This window comes from Devosia sp. ZB163, from assembly GCF_028613635.1.
GTDB lineage: Bacteria > Pseudomonadota > Alphaproteobacteria > Rhizobiales > Devosiaceae > Devosia_A.
Genome location: NZ_JAQRMY010000003.1, coordinates 1 through 14,723, shown reverse-complemented (window position 1 = coordinate 14,723; position 14,723 = coordinate 1). Strand labels below are relative to the sequence as shown.

General features: G+C 66.5%; 13 protein-coding genes, 1 tRNA gene and 1 rRNA gene. 7 read left to right on the top strand and 8 right to left on the bottom strand.

Going from position 1 to position 14,723, the window contains the following annotated elements; translation table 11 throughout:
• Nucleotide 1 precedes the first annotated feature (1 nt).
• The 3 genes from PRN20_RS14095 to PRN20_RS14085 all read right to left on the bottom strand — a co-directional run bounded on the left by PRN20_RS14095 (nt 2) and on the right by PRN20_RS14085 (nt 2,613).
• A complete protein-coding gene (locus tag PRN20_RS14095) occupies nt 2–1,348 on the bottom strand; it encodes an MFS transporter (protein ID WP_273958114.1) in 1,347 nt (448 codons plus the stop codon).
• Between the two features lie 222 nt (nt 1,349–1,570).
• A tRNA-Met gene (locus PRN20_RS14090) sits at nt 1,571–1,647 on the bottom strand.
• A gap of 141 nt (nt 1,648–1,788) precedes the next feature.
• Entirely contained in the window at nt 1,789–2,613 is an 825-nt protein-coding gene (locus PRN20_RS14085) for a hypothetical protein (RefSeq protein WP_273958112.1), read from the bottom strand.
• A gap of 156 nt (nt 2,614–2,769) precedes the next feature.
• Here PRN20_RS14085 and PRN20_RS14080 point away from each other — a divergent pair, with 156 nt between their 5' ends.
• From PRN20_RS14080 to PRN20_RS14070, 3 genes are all read left to right on the top strand, one after another.
• Entirely contained in the window at nt 2,770–3,807 is a 1,038-nt protein-coding gene (locus PRN20_RS14080) for an aldo/keto reductase (protein WP_273958111.1), read from the top strand.
• Between the two features lie 362 nt (nt 3,808–4,169).
• Nucleotides 4,170–4,376: a hypothetical protein gene (locus tag PRN20_RS14075; RefSeq protein WP_273958110.1), complete on the top strand. Its 207-nt coding sequence runs from the start codon at nt 4,170–4,172 to the stop codon at nt 4,374–4,376.
• Between the two features lie 57 nt (nt 4,377–4,433).
• A complete protein-coding gene (locus PRN20_RS14070; RefSeq protein ID WP_273958109.1) occupies nt 4,434–5,120 on the top strand; it encodes a DUF599 domain-containing protein in 687 nt (228 codons plus the stop codon).
• A gap of 11 nt (nt 5,121–5,131) precedes the next feature.
• On the opposite strand, the gene PRN20_RS14065 is transcribed toward PRN20_RS14070, so the two are convergent.
• Nucleotides 5,132–6,391: an SEL1-like repeat protein gene (locus tag PRN20_RS14065; RefSeq protein ID WP_273958108.1), complete on the bottom strand. Its 1,260-nt coding sequence runs from the start codon at nt 6,389–6,391 to the stop codon at nt 5,132–5,134.
• A 415-nt stretch (nt 6,392–6,806) separates the two neighbouring features.
• Between PRN20_RS14065 and bfr the strand changes: the two genes are divergently transcribed.
• The gene (bfr, locus tag PRN20_RS14060) at nt 6,807–7,292 is read left to right on the top strand and encodes a bacterioferritin (RefSeq protein ID WP_273958107.1); all 486 of its coding nucleotides are present in this window, start codon (nt 6,807–6,809) and stop codon (nt 7,290–7,292) included.
• Nucleotides 7,293–7,414: 122 nt separating this feature from the next.
• On the top strand, nt 7,415–7,825 hold the full coding sequence (locus tag PRN20_RS14055; protein WP_273958106.1) for a VOC family protein: 411 nt from the start codon (nt 7,415–7,417) through the stop codon (nt 7,823–7,825).
• A 622-nt stretch (nt 7,826–8,447) separates the two neighbouring features.
• On the opposite strand, the gene PRN20_RS14050 is transcribed toward PRN20_RS14055, so the two are convergent.
• Nucleotides 8,448–9,428, bottom strand: a complete 981-nt coding sequence (locus tag PRN20_RS14050; protein ID WP_273958105.1) for an aldo/keto reductase — start codon at nt 9,426–9,428, stop codon at nt 8,448–8,450.
• Nucleotides 9,429–9,568: 140 nt separating this feature from the next.
• Between PRN20_RS14050 and PRN20_RS14045 the strand changes: the two genes are divergently transcribed.
• The gene (locus tag PRN20_RS14045) at nt 9,569–10,414 is read left to right on the top strand and encodes a hypothetical protein (protein WP_273958104.1); all 846 of its coding nucleotides are present in this window, start codon (nt 9,569–9,571) and stop codon (nt 10,412–10,414) included.
• A gap of 95 nt (nt 10,415–10,509) precedes the next feature.
• Here PRN20_RS14045 and PRN20_RS14040 read toward each other — a convergent pair whose 3' ends face one another.
• Nucleotides 10,510–11,517, bottom strand: coding sequence for an alpha/beta hydrolase (locus PRN20_RS14040; protein ID WP_273958103.1), 1,008 nt, complete (start codon nt 11,515–11,517; stop codon nt 10,510–10,512).
• 138 nt (nt 11,518–11,655) lie between these two features.
• Here PRN20_RS14040 and PRN20_RS14035 point away from each other — a divergent pair, with 138 nt between their 5' ends.
• On the top strand, nt 11,656–12,654 hold the full coding sequence (locus tag PRN20_RS14035; RefSeq protein ID WP_273958102.1) for an ATP-dependent DNA ligase: 999 nt from the start codon (nt 11,656–11,658) through the stop codon (nt 12,652–12,654).
• Here the strand turns inward: PRN20_RS14035 and PRN20_RS14030 are convergent.
• Both PRN20_RS14030 and rrf read right to left on the bottom strand, forming a co-directional pair.
• Nucleotides 12,651–14,405 (bottom strand): O-linked N-acetylglucosamine transferase, SPINDLY family protein, encoded by a 1,755-nt coding sequence (locus tag PRN20_RS14030; protein WP_273958101.1) that lies wholly within the window; start codon nt 14,403–14,405, stop codon nt 12,651–12,653. The genes PRN20_RS14035 and PRN20_RS14030 overlap by 4 nt on opposite strands.
• Before the next feature lie 144 nt (nt 14,406–14,549).
• Nucleotides 14,550–14,665, bottom strand: a 5S ribosomal RNA gene (gene rrf, locus PRN20_RS14025).
• Nucleotides 14,666–14,723: the final 58 nt, after the last annotated feature.

Sequence of the window (14,723 nt, the reverse complement as noted above, 5' to 3'; positions counted from 1 at the left end):
CTTACTGCGCCGGACTGGCCTCGGGTGTTCCGCCCTCGGCGTCGTCCGGGGTGGCGGCGTAGGCGGCGGTCAGCTGGTGGTAGTACTTGCTGTTGAAGGCGAGGATCGTGACGATGACGCCGGCGACGCCCGCGAGGGTGAAGACCAGCGCGATACCGCGGTCGGGGCCGGTGCCGAACCAGCCGCCGATGAGCTCGGCGCCGAGGCCGACCGTCATGAACGGGATGAAGATGAACTCGGCGATCGGCCCGATGAGGAAGGCCGTGAGCGGGGACGCCGCCTGCTCGACCGACTGGGCGAAGCCGAAGACGCGGCCCTGGCGCTCGAGCGGCACGACCTTCTGCAGCGTCGTATGCTCGGCCGCCTCGGCATAGGGGCCGAGCAGCATCCAGATGAACATGCCGGCGGCGAGCAGCCAGATCGAGGGCTGGATGGTGAAGAAACAGCACACCGTCCAGCTGATGAGGTTGACCAAGAGGAGCGTGCGCAGCGGCTTCTTGCCGAGCCCGGTCTTGGCGATGACGATGCCGCTGAGGATGAAGGCGGTCGAGAGGACGCCGAACAGCAGGCCCCAGATCTCGACCGAGACCAGCGACAGCCCATAGGCATCGAGCAGCGCCATGAAGATGCCGCCGAGGAAATTGTTGAAGGTGGCAAACAGGATCAGCGCGAAGAGGCCCGGCACCGCCGCGACCACCTTGATCGTGCCCTTGATGTCGACGCGCTTGGGCTCGGCCGGCGCTTCGGGTGTCGCTTCGACCCGCTTCTCGTCGAGCGCGACGAAGTTGATGTGGACGAGGACGAGCGCGGTGAACGCCAGCGCCAGGACCAGTACGGCCGTCATGCCGCCCCACGCGACGAGGAAGCCCGAGATGACCGAGGTGGTGAGAAAGCCGATGCCGCCCACCATGCCGACGAGCCCGTTGGCCTTGTCGCGCTGGTCCTCGGGGACGAGGATGGTGACGAGGGTGGGCAGCGCGATCGAGCGGATGTTGCCGGCGATGACGCCCAGCATCACCAGCGTGATGAACACCCACAGGAACACGCTGTAGGGCGTGGTGAAGCTCTCCGCCGGGGCGAGCAGCAGCACCGCCAGCGCCAGGGCATAGAAGCCGAGCGAGACGACGCTCGAGCCCAGCATGGCGAGCTTTTTGGGATTGTGATCGACGATCGAGCCGAACCAGATGCCGAAGGCGGCCGTGAGCACGAGGTAGTAGCCGGCGATCATGCCCGTGGCGAACACCGACCGGGTCTCGAGATAGACCCAGAAGGTGACGGCGAACCACACCGTGTAGTTCGTGACATTGGCAACGAGGTTGTTGCCCAGGATCTGGTGGAACGGCGACATGGCTTCGATCCGGCGCGAGGGTTGAAAGGGGTAACGCATCGACTTGACGATTGGAACCCGGCCGGATCGACACCGGGTTACTTGTGATGCGACGCCTTCTTCACGGCAGGGCCACCGCGATACCCACCACGATCGGCCCCATCAGCGGCAGCAGGACGTTCCAATGCAATGGCGCAGAAAACGAAAAACCCCGCTTTCGCGGGGTTTTCCAATGCCAAGCTTTGGTTGCGGGGACAGGATTTGAACCTGTGACCTTCAGGTTATGAGCCTGACGAGCTACCGGGCTGCTCCACCCCGCGCCAAGAAGATCAAAGCCTTGGGCTTTTTGCGTCCTTTGGGTGCGGCCATCAACCGCGACGCAGGGCGTATATAGGTGGTGAGTTCGGAGACCTCAAGGCAAAAAGCACGGACCGTGACAGTTTTTTGACCCGCGCCAGGAACTACGGCGCGATTGCGGGAGAACCTTCCCCCGGGGCACTGTCGGTGGGGGCATCGGCGGGTGGGGTTTTCTCTTCGGCCTGGACCGGCGGAGAAGCGCCGGCGCAGCCGATCCCGACCTGGCGGTAGATGGCGTTGCCGGCGTTGACGARCTGGGCCCTCGCCACCTCGAGCCCGCGGCGGCTGGCCTGCGGCCCCAGGACCTGCGGGCGCTTGCCGACATCCCGGGAGAGCTTTTCGAGATAGGGGACGAGCAGCTGGATCGACTGCATGGCCCCCAGCACCTCGGGGCACTTCTTCGACCGGCCGGCCGCGATGGCGACGGCGAGATTGGCCTCGGCCGCGTGGCGCGCCTCGACGATGGCCCGGCTGTACTCGGCGACCTGGATCTTGGCCGGCCTGGCGTAGCGCGGTTCGTCCGCATGCTCGGCGGGAATCACGTAGCTGGCGCAGCGGCGGGAATGGTATTCCTCGGCCTTGACCCGCGATGCGAAGGTGATGACACGCGACTGGACCACCTGCAGCTTGACCCGCGCCGCCTCCTGCGCCGGCCGTCCCTCGGTGGCGGCATCGACATCGGCCAGCATGGTGTAGCCGAGCGCAAAGGAGTTCGCCGCCCGCGTGAGCTCAAGGCAATCGTTCCGCTGCGCGGCCGATTGCAGCTTCAGCGAATCCTGGCCGACCGATGTCGTGATCGCCCCGACGAGCTGGAGCAGTTGCCGCGTATCCATCTTCGCAATCGTCGCCTTGTCCACGGGGTCCTGCGCCGCGACGGGCGTGGCGAGAACGAGGAGCGACAGGGCGAGCGACGGGAGCAGTTTGGGCAAGACTGGAGACCTCGACTGGACGAGCGCGCAATCTCACCGATTGCCATCGGCGGCGCAACTGCAGGGATTGTCTCATTGTCGTGAGGCCAATAGGGTTCGCCCGCATTTCTCGCGGGCCCCGCTGGGGTTCGCCCGTATCTCGAGGGTAGATTTCCAATGAAGATGAAGAAGCTGGGCCGCACCGACGTGGCCGTGTCCGAGATTTGTCTGGGCACCATGACCTGGGGCAAGCAGAACACCGAGGCCGAAGGCCACGCCCAGATGGACTATGCTGTCGAGCGCGGCATCAACTTCTTCGATACCGCCGAGATGTACGCCGTGCCGCCGGATGCCTCGACCTACGGCAAGACCGAGGAGATCATCGGCAACTGGTTCGCAAAGACCGGCAAGCGCGACCAGATCGTCCTCGCCAGCAAGGTCGCCGGCGGCGGCCGCCCCTGGGTGCGCAATGGCCGCGGCATCGACGGGCCGAGCGTGCGCGAAGCCGTCGAGGGCAGCCTCCGGCGGTTGAAGACCGACCGCATCGACCTCTACCAGATCCACTGGCCGCGCCGCGGGCACTACCACTTCGAGGGCTCGTGGGACTACAACCCCTACGAGCAGGACAAGGCGAGCGTGCTGCCCAACCTGCTCGAAGTGCTGCAGGTGATGGGCGACCTGGTCAAGGAGGGCAAGATCCTCCATTTCGGTCTCTCCAACGAGTCGGCCTGGGGCACCATGCAGTACCTCAAGCTCTCGATGGAGCTCGGCCTGCCCCGCGTGCAGACCATCCAGAACGAATACAACTTCCTGCGCCGCTACTACGACCTCGACCTCGCCGAACTCGCCTATCACGAGGATGTGGGGCTGCTGGCCTATTCGCCGCTGGCCGCCGGCGCGATCAGCGGCAAGTACCTGGGCGGCGTGCTGCCGCCGGGATCGCGCGGCGCCGTCGCAGGCTCGGCCTACCGCAACAACCAGTACACCGAGCCGGCGATCCGGGCCTATATCGAGCTCGCCGAAAAGCACGGTCTCGACGTGAACCAGATGGCCATCGCCTTCTGTCTGACCAAGCCCTTCATGACCTCGGTCATCATCGGCGCAACGACCATGGACCAGCTCAAGACCAATATCGACGCGGCCGATGTTCAGTTGTCGGAAGAGGTGTTGCAGGGGATCCAGCAGATCTTCATGCGCTACGCACGGACGCTGTAGGCGGGACGCCCCGAGGTCCGCAGGCTGTCGCCTCCTCCGCTTAGGGGAGAAGGTGGCTGGGTCGAGCTACATCGGTGATTGGGGCCGCCCCTCCACCGGCTTCGCCGGTCCCCCTCCCCCGCCCCGCGGGGGAGGGGCAGGCAGCGCCCGCGGGCGCCATTCTCTCCTTGCCACCTTCGCGCAGAATGCTCTTTCCCGGCTGCCGCGCAGATTAGCACCTCAATTCTCGACCTATCCCGTCGTCTTTGGCACAGTGTCGACATGCGCCGGGGTTCCCTCTCCTTCCTCCCTCCTCCGGCGGCCAAGCGGCTCCGCCGCCGCCCCCTGTCGGTGGCGGAGCCGGTAAATCGAGAGGAGTTCGCATGCTGCACTTCATCGGAATCCTGAGCCCGCGCGAGGACCTGCCCCCGGGCGACGATCGCCAGAAGCCGTTCTTCGGGCCCGAGCTGCGGTTGACGCCGGAGATCGTCGTCGTCACCGACGGACGCGCGCCCGAGGCGCGCAAGCCCCCGACCGATCCCGCCGAAACCATGCGTTTCGCGAGCCTTCTCGGCCCGCCATTCCTGTGAGCGAGAGCAACTCCGCCGCGCTATAAAGGGAAATCGATTCCCCCGGGGCCCGGCTGGATGATCCTGCTCTCGACGCTGTTTCCGCTGCTGTGCTGGTTCGCCTACAATTGTGGCGTGCCCTTCCTCGAGCGGAAGCGGCCGTCGCTCTCGGTAATCATGTCGATGCAGCGCCGCCGCTGGGTGGCGAATGCGGTGACGCGCGACACCCCGCTCGATGCGATCCTCGCCGGCAACCTGATGGGCTCGGTGAGCCTTCTGGCCTCGACCACGGTGCTGCTGGTGCTTGCGGTCTTCACCGCCTTCGGCAACCTCACGGCGCTGACCGATACGCTCGACGCGGTGGGCGTGCGCGCCGGCTACACCACGCAGGACGTGCAGATCCATCTGTTCGCCACGCTCGCCATCTTCGTGATGAGCTTTTTCTCGTTCACGCTGGCGCTTCGGCAGTTCAACCACTTCTGTATCCTGATCGGCGCCATCGACCACCACGGCCACACCACGCCCGAGGAGATCGACGCCATCGCGCAGCTCAACACGCTGGCCGCCAAGAACTTCAACAACGGCATCCGCGCCTACTATTTCGCCGTGCCGATGGTGTTCTGGTTCGCCATGGAGTGGCTGGCGATCGCGAGCAGCATCGTCACGGTCGCCTTCCTCATCCACCGCGAGTTCTTCTCGAGCGCGCATCGTGTCGCGGCGTCGGTGGCGGTGCTCGCCAGCCGGCGCGAGAAGGGGCACGACTGAGTTCAGGTGCGCTAGTTCGCGATCTTGCTCGGGCCGTAGGGCTTTACCCGCGGCTTCACGACCGGTTCGACCGGTAGCGCGTCGAGGCGGGCGAGGTTCTCGATTGCCGGCTCGTAGTCGAGATCGGCGGCCTGCTGGTAGAGCTGGCGGGCCTGCGTGACATCCTGCGCGACGCCGATGCCGTTTTCATGCAGGTAGCCGAGGTTGTTGAGGCCGATGGCGTTACCCTCGTCGGCGGCGCGCCGGGTGAAGAGCACGGCCTTTTCGAGGTCCTTCACCCCGCCGTCGCCATCGAGATACATGAGCCCCAGGTTCGCCGCGGCGTCGGAATAGCCGCTCTCGGCGGCCTGCCGGTAGTACTGGCGGGCGAGCGCGAAGTTCTCGGGCACCGTGCCATCCTCGTGGATCAGCCCGAGGTTGAACTGGGCCAGCGCAAAGCCGTCGTCGGCAGCCTGCTGGTAGAGCGCGAGCGCCGCATCGATATCCTTTTCCATGCCGAGCCCCGCCTCCTTGAGATAGGCGAGCGCATTGGCGGAGGGCGCATGGCCCTGGTTGACGGCGGCTTCGTAGAGGGCGGCGGCGCGCGCGTAGTCGGGCGCGCCCATCTCGCCGGCCTCGTAGATCTGGCCGAGGAAATACTGCGCCCGTCCGTCACCGAGGTCGGCGGCGCGCTGGTACCAGGCGGAGGCGGCGACGATGTCGCGCTCGAGCCCCAGCCCCTCGGCATACATCGAGCCGAGATTGGCCATGGCGCGCGGCAGGCCCTGATCGGCGGCGCGACGATACCAGCGGGCCGCCTCGGCATAGTCCTGCTCGACGCCCTCGCCATAGTCGTAGGAGAGCCCCAGGCTATCCTGCGCCGGAGCAAAGCCCGCGGCGGCCGCGAGCTTCAGCAGCTCGGCGCCACGGCTCATGTCCTGGCTCACCCCCTCGCCCACGATCAGCATGTCGCCGAGGATCGTCTGGGCCAGCGCGTTGCCGGCCGCTGCGGCGGGTTCGAGATGGTTGGCCGCAGTCTCGCTCTCGCCATTGGCATCGTAGGCGCGCCCGAGCCAGGCCTGGAGCGGCACGGACTCCGGATCTTCGGCGAGGGCCTTGCTGCAGAGCTCGATCGCCCGGGCCACATCCATCTGCGCCACGGTGCGCCCGATTTCGGCGTAGCCCGTCTCATACTGGCTGGCGGCGGCGCCGGCGCAGGCATCGAAGGCCTCGGTGGCGAGCGCCGGTGACGGCGCCAGCATCAGGACGAGCGCAAGGCGGCGCAAATGCATCGACGATCTCCCTTGGCCCATCATCCTAGCGTCGGCGGCACTGCCCGCCTAGGCCGTCCCGCAATATCTGACCTTGACAATCAGGTTTGATTGGCGCTTTATCGCTGTCGGTTCTCCGCGAGTTGCGCCCGTCTGCTCATGCTTGTCTGCCAGTGTAATGTGATCACCGACAGGGAGATCAAGCAGATAATCCTGGAGCTTCTCAAGGAGGATCCCTGGCGGATCATCGTCCCCGCCATGGTCTACCGCGAGCTGCAGAAGCGCTGCAAATGCGCCGGCTGCGTTCCGAATGTGGTGGACATTATCCTCTCCGTAACGGAAGAGTACCACCTCCAGATGGTCGAAAAACCCGCTGAGGCACCTCCTGCCCCCGAGCGGCTTTTGGCTATGCGTCGCAAGCGCCCAGGAGGTCGGAATGAAAGGCGAAGCACAGGTCATCGAGCGGCTTAACGAGGCCCTGTTCCTCGAGCTCGGTGCAGTCAACCAGTATTGGGTGCATTTCCGCATCCTGCAGGACTGGGGCTACACCAAGTTGGCTCAGAAGGAACGCGCCGAGTCGATCGAGGAGATGCACCACGCCGACAAGCTGATCGAGCGCATCATCTTCCTCGAGGGCCACCCGAACCTGCAGCGCGTCGCGCCTCTCCGCATCGGCCAGACCATCAAGGAAGTGCTCGAGTGCGATCTCGCCGGCGAGTATGACGCCCGCAAGGCCTACAAGGCTTCGCGCGAGCTCTGCGAGTCCCTCGGCGATTATGTCTCCAAGAACCTCTTCGAGGAGCTTCTCGCCGACGAGGAAGGCCATATCGACTTCCTCGAGAGCCAGCTGCAGCTGCTCAACACCATCGGCGCCGAGAAGTACGGCCAGCTCAATTCCGACAGCGCCGACAAGGCCGAGTAGCACCTCATCGGCAACAGATTTTCGGGGCCGGTCGCAACCTTGCGGCTGGCCCTTTCGTTTGCCCGCAGATTGACACTCGTTCCCTGTTTGTTCATGTTGATGCCGTTTGGAGGAGATGACCGATGCAGTTCCACGCCGGCCGCCTGATCGACCACGTGCACATCAACGTCGCCGACCTCGGTCGGTCGGCCGCCTTCTACGCCGCCGTGCTCGAGGCGCTGGAAATGCCGCCCGGCAACCTCTGGCCCTATGGCTTCCAGGCCGACGAACTCTTCATCAGCGAGCCCCAGCCGGGCCAGGCCATCTCGAGGGTCCACCTCGCCTTCCAGGCGCGCGACGAGGAGATGGTGAAGCGCTTCCACGCGGCCGCGCTCAAGGCCGGCGGCAGCGACAATGGCGGCCCGGGCGAACGCCCCTACCACCCCGGCTACTACGCCGCCTTCGTCTTCGACCCCGACGGCAACAACATCGAAGCCGTGACCCACGGCAAGGAGACGCGCTCGGCCCCTTCGGTCATCCGCGAACCGGCGTGAGGGCTGGGGGTCCATCGGTGAGCCCCGGACCACCCCCTCCCTCGATCCCTCCCCTCAAGGGGGAGGGAGGCCGTGGAGCACGTTCGGGGGAAGACCTCGGAGCTCGGCGATGCTGGGTCTGTTGCCGGCGAGTCCGGGCGTTTCTGGCTCCCCTCCCCCTTGAGGGGAGGGGCTGGGGGTGGGGGTCCATCGGCGATCACCGCACCACCCCCTCCCTCGTTCCCTCCCCTCAAGGGGGAGGGAGGCGATGGGGCGTATTCGGCGGGAGGCTTCGGAGCCCGGCGAAGCTGGGGGCCATTGCCGCCCGGCAATTCCGGGCGCGAGGTTTCTGGCTCCCCTCCCCCTTGCGGGGGGTGGGGGTCCATCGGCGATCCCCGGACCACCCCCTCCCTCGATCCCTCCCCTCAAGGGGGAGGGAGGCGATGGGGCATGTTCGGCGGGAGGCTTCGGAGCTCGGCGATGCTGGATCTATTGCCGCCGGCGAGYCCGGRCGCGAGGTTTCTGGCTCCCCTCCCCCTTGAGGGGAGGGCTGGGGGTGGGGGTCCATCGGCGATCACCGGCCCACCCCCTCCCTCGTTCCCTCCCCTCAAGGGGGAGGGAGGCGATGGGGCACTTTTGCCGCCTACCGGAAGCTGCGCTCGCCCGTTGAGCGGTAGGGCGCTTCGAGCCGGGCGATCTCGTCGGGCGTGAGCGTCACGTCGAGGGCGCCGATGGCGTCGGTGAGCTGGCTGAGCTTGGTGACGCCGACGATCGGCGCCGTGACCGGCTGCTTCTGCAGCACCCAGGCGAGCGCCACCTGCGCCATCTTCACGCCGCGCGCCCTGGCGATTTCGCCGACCACGGCGTTGATCTGGCGATTGGCCGCCTCGGTCTTCGCATAGAGCGTCTTGCCGTATTCGTCGGTCTCGGCGCGCTCGGTCGTCTCGCCCCAGGGGCGCGCGAGGCGTCCACGGGCCAGCGGCGACCACGGGATGACGCCGATGCCCTGGTCGATGCAGAGCGGCAGCATCTCGCGCTCCTCCTCGCGCTCGATCAGGTTGAGCTGGTCCTGCATGGAGACGAACCGCGCCCAGCCGTGGCGTTCGGACGTCATGATCATCTTGAGGAACTGCCACGCCGCCATGGACGAGGCGCCGATGTAGCGCGCCTTGCCGGCGCGCACGACGTCGTCGAGCGCCTCGAGCGTCTCCTCGATGGGCGTCACCGGGTCGAAGCGGTGGATCTGGTAGAGATCGACATAGTCGGTGCCGAGCCTACGCAGCGAGTTGTCGATCTCGCTGAGGATCGCCTTGCGGCTGAGGCCGCGCCCGTTCGGACCCTTGCGCATCTCGCCATGCACCTTGGTGGCGATCACCAGTTCGTCGCGCGGCGCCAGTTCCTTCAGCACCTTGCCGACGATCTCCTCGCTCGAGCCCAGCGAATAGACATTGGCGGTGTCGTAGAAGTTGATGCCCGCTTCCCAGGCGGCGCGCAGGATCGGCCGGCTCTCCGCCTCGTCCAGCGTCCACTCGTGCGAACCGCGCGCCGGATCGCCGAAGGACATGCAGCCGAGACAGATGCGACTGACTTCGAGACCGGTGCGGCCAAGGCGCGTAAACTGCATTTCGGTTCTCCTGTTGCGGCCACCAAGTTTAGCAGGTGGGATAGGGGCTTAGGCAAGTTCTGTGCGAAACACCGGAAAGCCACGTGGCGGCGCAGCCGGTGCTGCGCTAGCTTTCCATGGCTCGTGAGGAGGCGCACCCGATGCTGATCCGATCGCTCGCCGTCCTGCTGCTGGCGCTTTCGCCCGTCGCGATCCCCCTCGCCGAGATCCGCCCTGCCTTGGCGCAGGCGCAGCAGATGGTGGTCGCCGACCTGATGCGCGCCACGGCGCTCGACGTGGTGTTCAGCCAGTTTGCCGAGACCATCGCCTCCTCCGCCCGCGACGACGACATCTCGACCGACGAGATTTTCCTCAAGCACTGGGAGGCCACCGCCAACAGCGTCTTCGAGGCCGACAGGCTGCACGAGCGGCTCGCGCGAGCCCTCGAGGGCAAGTTCTCCGAGGAGGAACAGGTCGTCCTCAGGGCCTTCTTTCGCTCCGAGTTCGGCGGGCGCATGACCCGCCTCGAACGCCAGGCCGCGCTGCTCGCACCGGCGCAGCAGACCGCGGCCATCGCCAGCGGCGATCGGATCCTCGTCGATGCCCCGGTGATCCGCGCGACGCAGATCGACCAGCTGATGGAGCTCGTCTCGGCCGAAATCTCGGCCGCCATGGTGGGCCAATCGCTGCGCGCCCTGCTGCTCGGCCTGTCGGTCTCGCACCAGCAGGGCCAGATCACCGTGCCCTGGCAGGATATCGATACGCAGGTCCAGGCCATGATGCCGAGCCTGCTCGCCGATATCGGCCACACGCAGCGCGCCATGATGGCCTATGTCTACCGCGATCTCACCGATGCCGAGCTCGACCGCTACATCGAGTTCCTGAAGAGCCCGGCGGCGCAGAAGTTCTACGCCATCGCCGCCTATGCGGTGGGCCGTATCGTCGCCGAAGGCATGGCCGATTTCGGCGAGGCGTTCGCGGCGCGGATGAAGAGCGTCAACGTTTAGCGGCCGGGCCTCGGTGGTCCACATCGCCGCCGGATGTCATCCCTGCGAAAGCAGGGACCCATTTTGCAGCCGGCCCGGGCGGAGAGGTTGGCCCCTTACTGGTCCTCGGCCCCGATGTCGATCGGCGCCAGCACCTCGTCCATCTGCCTGATCACCGCCGTCATCTCCGTTTCCGGCGGATCGGGGGTGAAGACAGGCCGCGGCGTTCCCGACGGGAAGGCGCCGAAGGTCTGGAAGAACTCGACGATGTCGTTCAGGATCGGCATGCGGAAGCGCATCATCGAGCCGAGCGCGATCACCGGCTCGAGGTGCCCGAAGCCCTCATAGTATTTCTCGGTGACCCAGGCGCCGCTCTGCCTCAGCCGGCCGGCCAGCGCTTCCGAGTTCTGGACGCGGACGATGGGATCTGTCGTCCCGCTGGCGAGCAGGATCGGCGGCGCATCCGACGTGACGAGGTTGATCGGCTGCGTGCCCTCGGGGTTGGCTGCCGGACCGAAGGTGTCGCGCACCTGGTCGGCCTCGAACGGATAGAAGTTGTACGGGCCCGAAATGCCGGCGATGGCGCGGATGGGCATGGTGACGCCGTACTCGCGCCGGAACGAGGAATCGAGCCCCAGCATCACCGCGTTGTAGGCCCCCGCCGAGTGGCCGGCGAGGAAGAAGCGCTTCGGATCGCCGCCATAGCCGGCGATATTGTCCTGGATCCAGCGCATGGCCTGCGCGCAATCCTCGAGGAAATCCGGATACTTGACCTCCGGCCACAGCCGGTAGTCGGCGATGACGGCGACGAACCCGGCCGCGGCGAAGGCGCGCGCCGCGAACTCGTATTCGAACTTGTCGCCCGCCCGCCAGGCGCCGCCATAGATGAACATCACGACGGGCGCCGGATCCTTGGCATCGGTCGGCCGGTAGACGTCGAGCTTCTTGCGCTGCCCGTCGGCATAGGGAACGTCGGCGCTCTTCTTGACGCCCTTGTCCATCGCCTCGGCGATGTTGAACGGCGAAAAGATCGTCACCTGCGCAAAAGCGGGCACCGCCGCGGCGAGCACGATGAGCAAAGCGAGGATGAGCCGCGTGGCGGAGGCAAAAGGCTTGTCGATCATTGAGAACGCCGTCGAAACTGTTTCGGGGAGCTGCCCTCTCCATTGCCGACGAACCTGAAGATTTTGTGACCGCTTGGCCCTCTTCGCGCGAATGGCACATTTCGGCCACCGGCGCGTTTATGACCCGGAGGCAAGACTATGGCCGCGACCGTGGACCTGCAGCCCATCGAGCCTATGGAAGCCAGGAGCGCGAGCCAGCTGCCGGCCGGCCCCGGCTGGCAGTTCGAGCCCAAGTGGGACGGGTTCCGCTGCATTGCCGAGAAACTGGGCGGCAAGGTTGCCCTCTTCGCCAAATCCGGCAAGCCGCTCGGCCGCTACTTCCCCGACATGCTGACCGTGCTCGAGCAGCTGCCGGCCGACAAGCTCGTGCTCGACGGTGAACTGGTGATCCCGGTCGGCGATGCGCTGTCTTTCGACGAACTGCAGATGCGGCTGCACCCGGCCGAAAGCCGGGTGAAGAAGCTCGCCACCTCGCATCCGGCGGTGCTTGTGGTGTTCGACATGCTGATCGGGCCCGATGGCGACGACCTGCGCGAGCGCCCTCTCCGCGAGCGGCGGGCGGCGCTCGAGACACTCTTTGCGACCATTGCCAACGGCAGCCTGCGTCTGTCGCCGGCGACCACCGACCGGCACGAAGCGGAGATCTGGCTCGAGGGCAACAGCAGCGATCGGGACGGTGTCGTCGCCAAGCGGCTCGATGCGCCCTATCTCAGCGGCGAGCGCGCCATGGTGAAGGTGAAGCGCCTGCGCTCGGCCGATTGCGTGGTCGGCGGCTTCCGCTACGGCACCGGCAGCCGGGAGGTGGGCTCGCTTCTCCTCGGCCTCTACGACAAGGACGGGCTGCTGAACCATGTCGGCTTCACTTCGATGATCCCGGCCGGCGAACGCGCCGAACTTACCGCACGGCTCGAGGCCCTGGCCGGCGGTTCCGGTTTCACCGGCCGTGCCCCGGGCGGCCCGAGCCGCTGGTCGACCGAACGGACCGCCACTTACGAGAAGCTGAGACCTGAGCTGGTCGTCGAGGTTCTCTACGACCACGTCACCTCCGGCCGCTTCCGCCACGGCACCCGCCTGCTGCGCTGGCGCCCCGACAAGGCGCCGCGGCAATGCACCATGGAGCAGATCGGGGCCGGCTAGGTTCGCGAGGCGAGCATTCCGTTGAAGGCATTGAGGAGATTGTCGGCGAACCGATCGGCGTCGCCGAGCGGCGAAGCACGCAGCCGGTCGCGCAGCGACGCGGAGAGCTGTTGGAGTGAGGAGATGTCGGCGGCCTTGCGGAGCGCAAGATCGACATAGGCGTCAACGTCAGGCGCGATCCAGTCGGTGAGGCCGAGATTGCTCAGCACGCTGTCGCCGACACGGGCAGTGAAGCGGTTACCGCGCAGGGTAACGACCGGCCGGCCCATCCACAGGGCTTCGAAGGTCGTGGTGGTCCCGGCATAGGGGAAGGGGTCGAGGGCGATGTCGATGGCGGAATAGGCCGAGAGATGCGATTCCGCCTGCGGGATGCGGCCGAGGATCTCGAGCCGCGCCTCCTCGATGCCGCGTACGGCGAGGCGCGCGACCATGAGGCGGCGCGCGACATCCTCCGGCAGCGTCGGCGACTTGAGCACCAGGCGGCTTCCCGGCACTCCCTTGAGTATGCGAGCCCAGGCGTCGAGCGTATCGTCGCCGATCTTGCTCAGGTTGTTGAAGCTGCCGAACGTGACCCGGCCGGTCGCCGCAGCGGGGAGCGGCGCAATCTCCGGACCGTCCTCGGCTGGCGAGAAGAGCAGGTAGCAATCCGGCAGGCGCCAGGGGCGCTCACTGTAGAAGCGTTCGTCTTCAGGCGGGAGCACGTAGCGGTCGGCGATGATGTAGTCCATCGTCTCGAGGCCGGTCGTGCCTGAGTAGCCGATCCAGGTCGCGGTCACCTGTGCCGGCCGAAAGGCGAACACCGGCAGCCGGTTACCGCCAGTGTGACCGGAGAGATCGATGAGAATGTCGAGGTTGTCGGCGGCGATGGCGTGTGCGGCGGCGCGATCGCTCATGCGGTCGATGGGGGTCCAGCCGGCAAAGAGCCTTCTGAGCTGAGCCGTCACCTGGTCCTCGCCGGCCCACGTCGGATAGGCGAAGAGCTGCACGCCCCGGGTCTTGAGGCCGGTCAGCGCATCAGGAAGGAAGCGAGCCACCGAATGCGTGCGCAAGTCGGCCGAGACGAGGCCGATGCGGAGCGATTGGCCGGGTTCGCGGGGGACAAGCACCGGCCGTGGCTTCCCGGCAATGCTGGCGTTGGCCGCGGCACCGTATCGGCGGGCTTCCTCATGGAGGTCAGCGCCGTAGACGGCATCGCCATAGTTCATGGCCATCAGCAAGTCGCTGCGCGCCTTGAGGTTTGCGGGGTGGTCGGCCACCACCGAGCGCAGAAGCGGAATGGCTTCGTCGATCCGGCCGAGCTGCTGCAGCACGTCGCCCAGGTTGTTGCGATAGGAGGCAAAGTCGGGACGGAGCTCGGAAGCACGACGGAGATGGGAGACTGCCTCCTCCCACTGCCCCAGCCGCCTCAGCGCACCACCGAGATTGGCATGGGCGTCGGCCCGGGACGGATCGAGGTTGATCGCCTGCCGGGCGCTTGCGGCTGCCTCGGCTTCGCGTCTGAGCGCCAGCTGGGCGCCGGCGAGGTTGCTGAAGAGCTCGCTGCGGGTCGGCTCGAGGCGCGTGGCCTCGGCCCAGATCTCGACGCTCTCGGCGAGGCGGCCCTGCTGCTGGATGGAAAAGGCGAGGAGATTCAATGCCTCCGCCGACGGCTGAACGGCCTCGAGAGCGCTTCGCAGCAGGCTCTCGGCCTCGGCGCTGGCGCCGCGACGGATGAGTGCGAGCGCTTTGGCCAGCTGCGTTTCGGTCGGCATGTCGCGCGATCCCTGCCCCATTTGTCCGGCGCCGAGCTATGCCTCAGGCGGGCGGCGCTGCCAACTGGACAAAACAAAACCCCGCCGGCTTGCGCGGGCGGGGTTTGTTGTTCGGTTTCGTATGAGACCACATGCTTTTGGCAGACCTGGCAGCGACCTACTCTCCCAAGTCTTGAGACTTAGTACCATCGGCGCAAAGGGCTTTAACGGTCGAGTTCGGGATGGGATCGGGTTCTGGGGCCCCTGCAATTACCACCAGATCGGCGAAAAGCATGCGGGTGAATTCTGGTTTTCAGCCTGCCGGCGCGAGGCCTAGCA

What these genes read in the sequence shown, in the direction of transcription:
- PRN20_RS14055 (WP_273958106.1), top strand. Translation starts at nt 7,415, where the DNA reads ATGCAGTTCCACGCCGGCCGCCTGATCGACCACGTGCACATCAACGTC.
- PRN20_RS14050 (WP_273958105.1), bottom strand. Translation starts at nt 9,428, where the DNA reads ATGCAGTTTACGCGCCTTGGCCGCACCGGTCTCGAAGTCAGTCGCATC.
- PRN20_RS14035 (WP_273958102.1), top strand. Translation starts at nt 11,656, where the DNA reads ATGGCCGCGACCGTGGACCTGCAGCCCATCGAGCCTATGGAAGCCAGG.
- PRN20_RS14095 (WP_273958114.1), bottom strand. Translation starts at nt 1,348, where the DNA reads ATGTCGCCGTTCCACCAGATCCTGGGCAACAACCTCGTTGCCAATGTC.
- PRN20_RS14040 (WP_273958103.1), bottom strand. Translation starts at nt 11,517, where the DNA reads ATGATCGACAAGCCTTTTGCCTCCGCCACGCGGCTCATCCTCGCTTTG.
- PRN20_RS14030 (WP_273958101.1), bottom strand. Translation starts at nt 14,405, where the DNA reads ATGCCGACCGAAACGCAGCTGGCCAAAGCGCTCGCACTCATCCGTCGC.
- bfr (WP_273958107.1), top strand. Translation starts at nt 6,807, where the DNA reads ATGAAAGGCGAAGCACAGGTCATCGAGCGGCTTAACGAGGCCCTGTTC.
- PRN20_RS14065 (WP_273958108.1), bottom strand. Translation starts at nt 6,391, where the DNA reads ATGCATTTGCGCCGCCTTGCGCTCGTCCTGATGCTGGCGCCGTCACCG.
- PRN20_RS14080 (WP_273958111.1), top strand. Translation starts at nt 2,770, where the DNA reads ATGAAGATGAAGAAGCTGGGCCGCACCGACGTGGCCGTGTCCGAGATT.
- PRN20_RS14045 (WP_273958104.1), top strand. Translation starts at nt 9,569, where the DNA reads ATGCTGATCCGATCGCTCGCCGTCCTGCTGCTGGCGCTTTCGCCCGTC.
- PRN20_RS14070 (WP_273958109.1), top strand. Translation starts at nt 4,434, where the DNA reads ATGATCCTGCTCTCGACGCTGTTTCCGCTGCTGTGCTGGTTCGCCTAC.
- PRN20_RS14075 (WP_273958110.1), top strand. Translation starts at nt 4,170, where the DNA reads ATGCTGCACTTCATCGGAATCCTGAGCCCGCGCGAGGACCTGCCCCCG.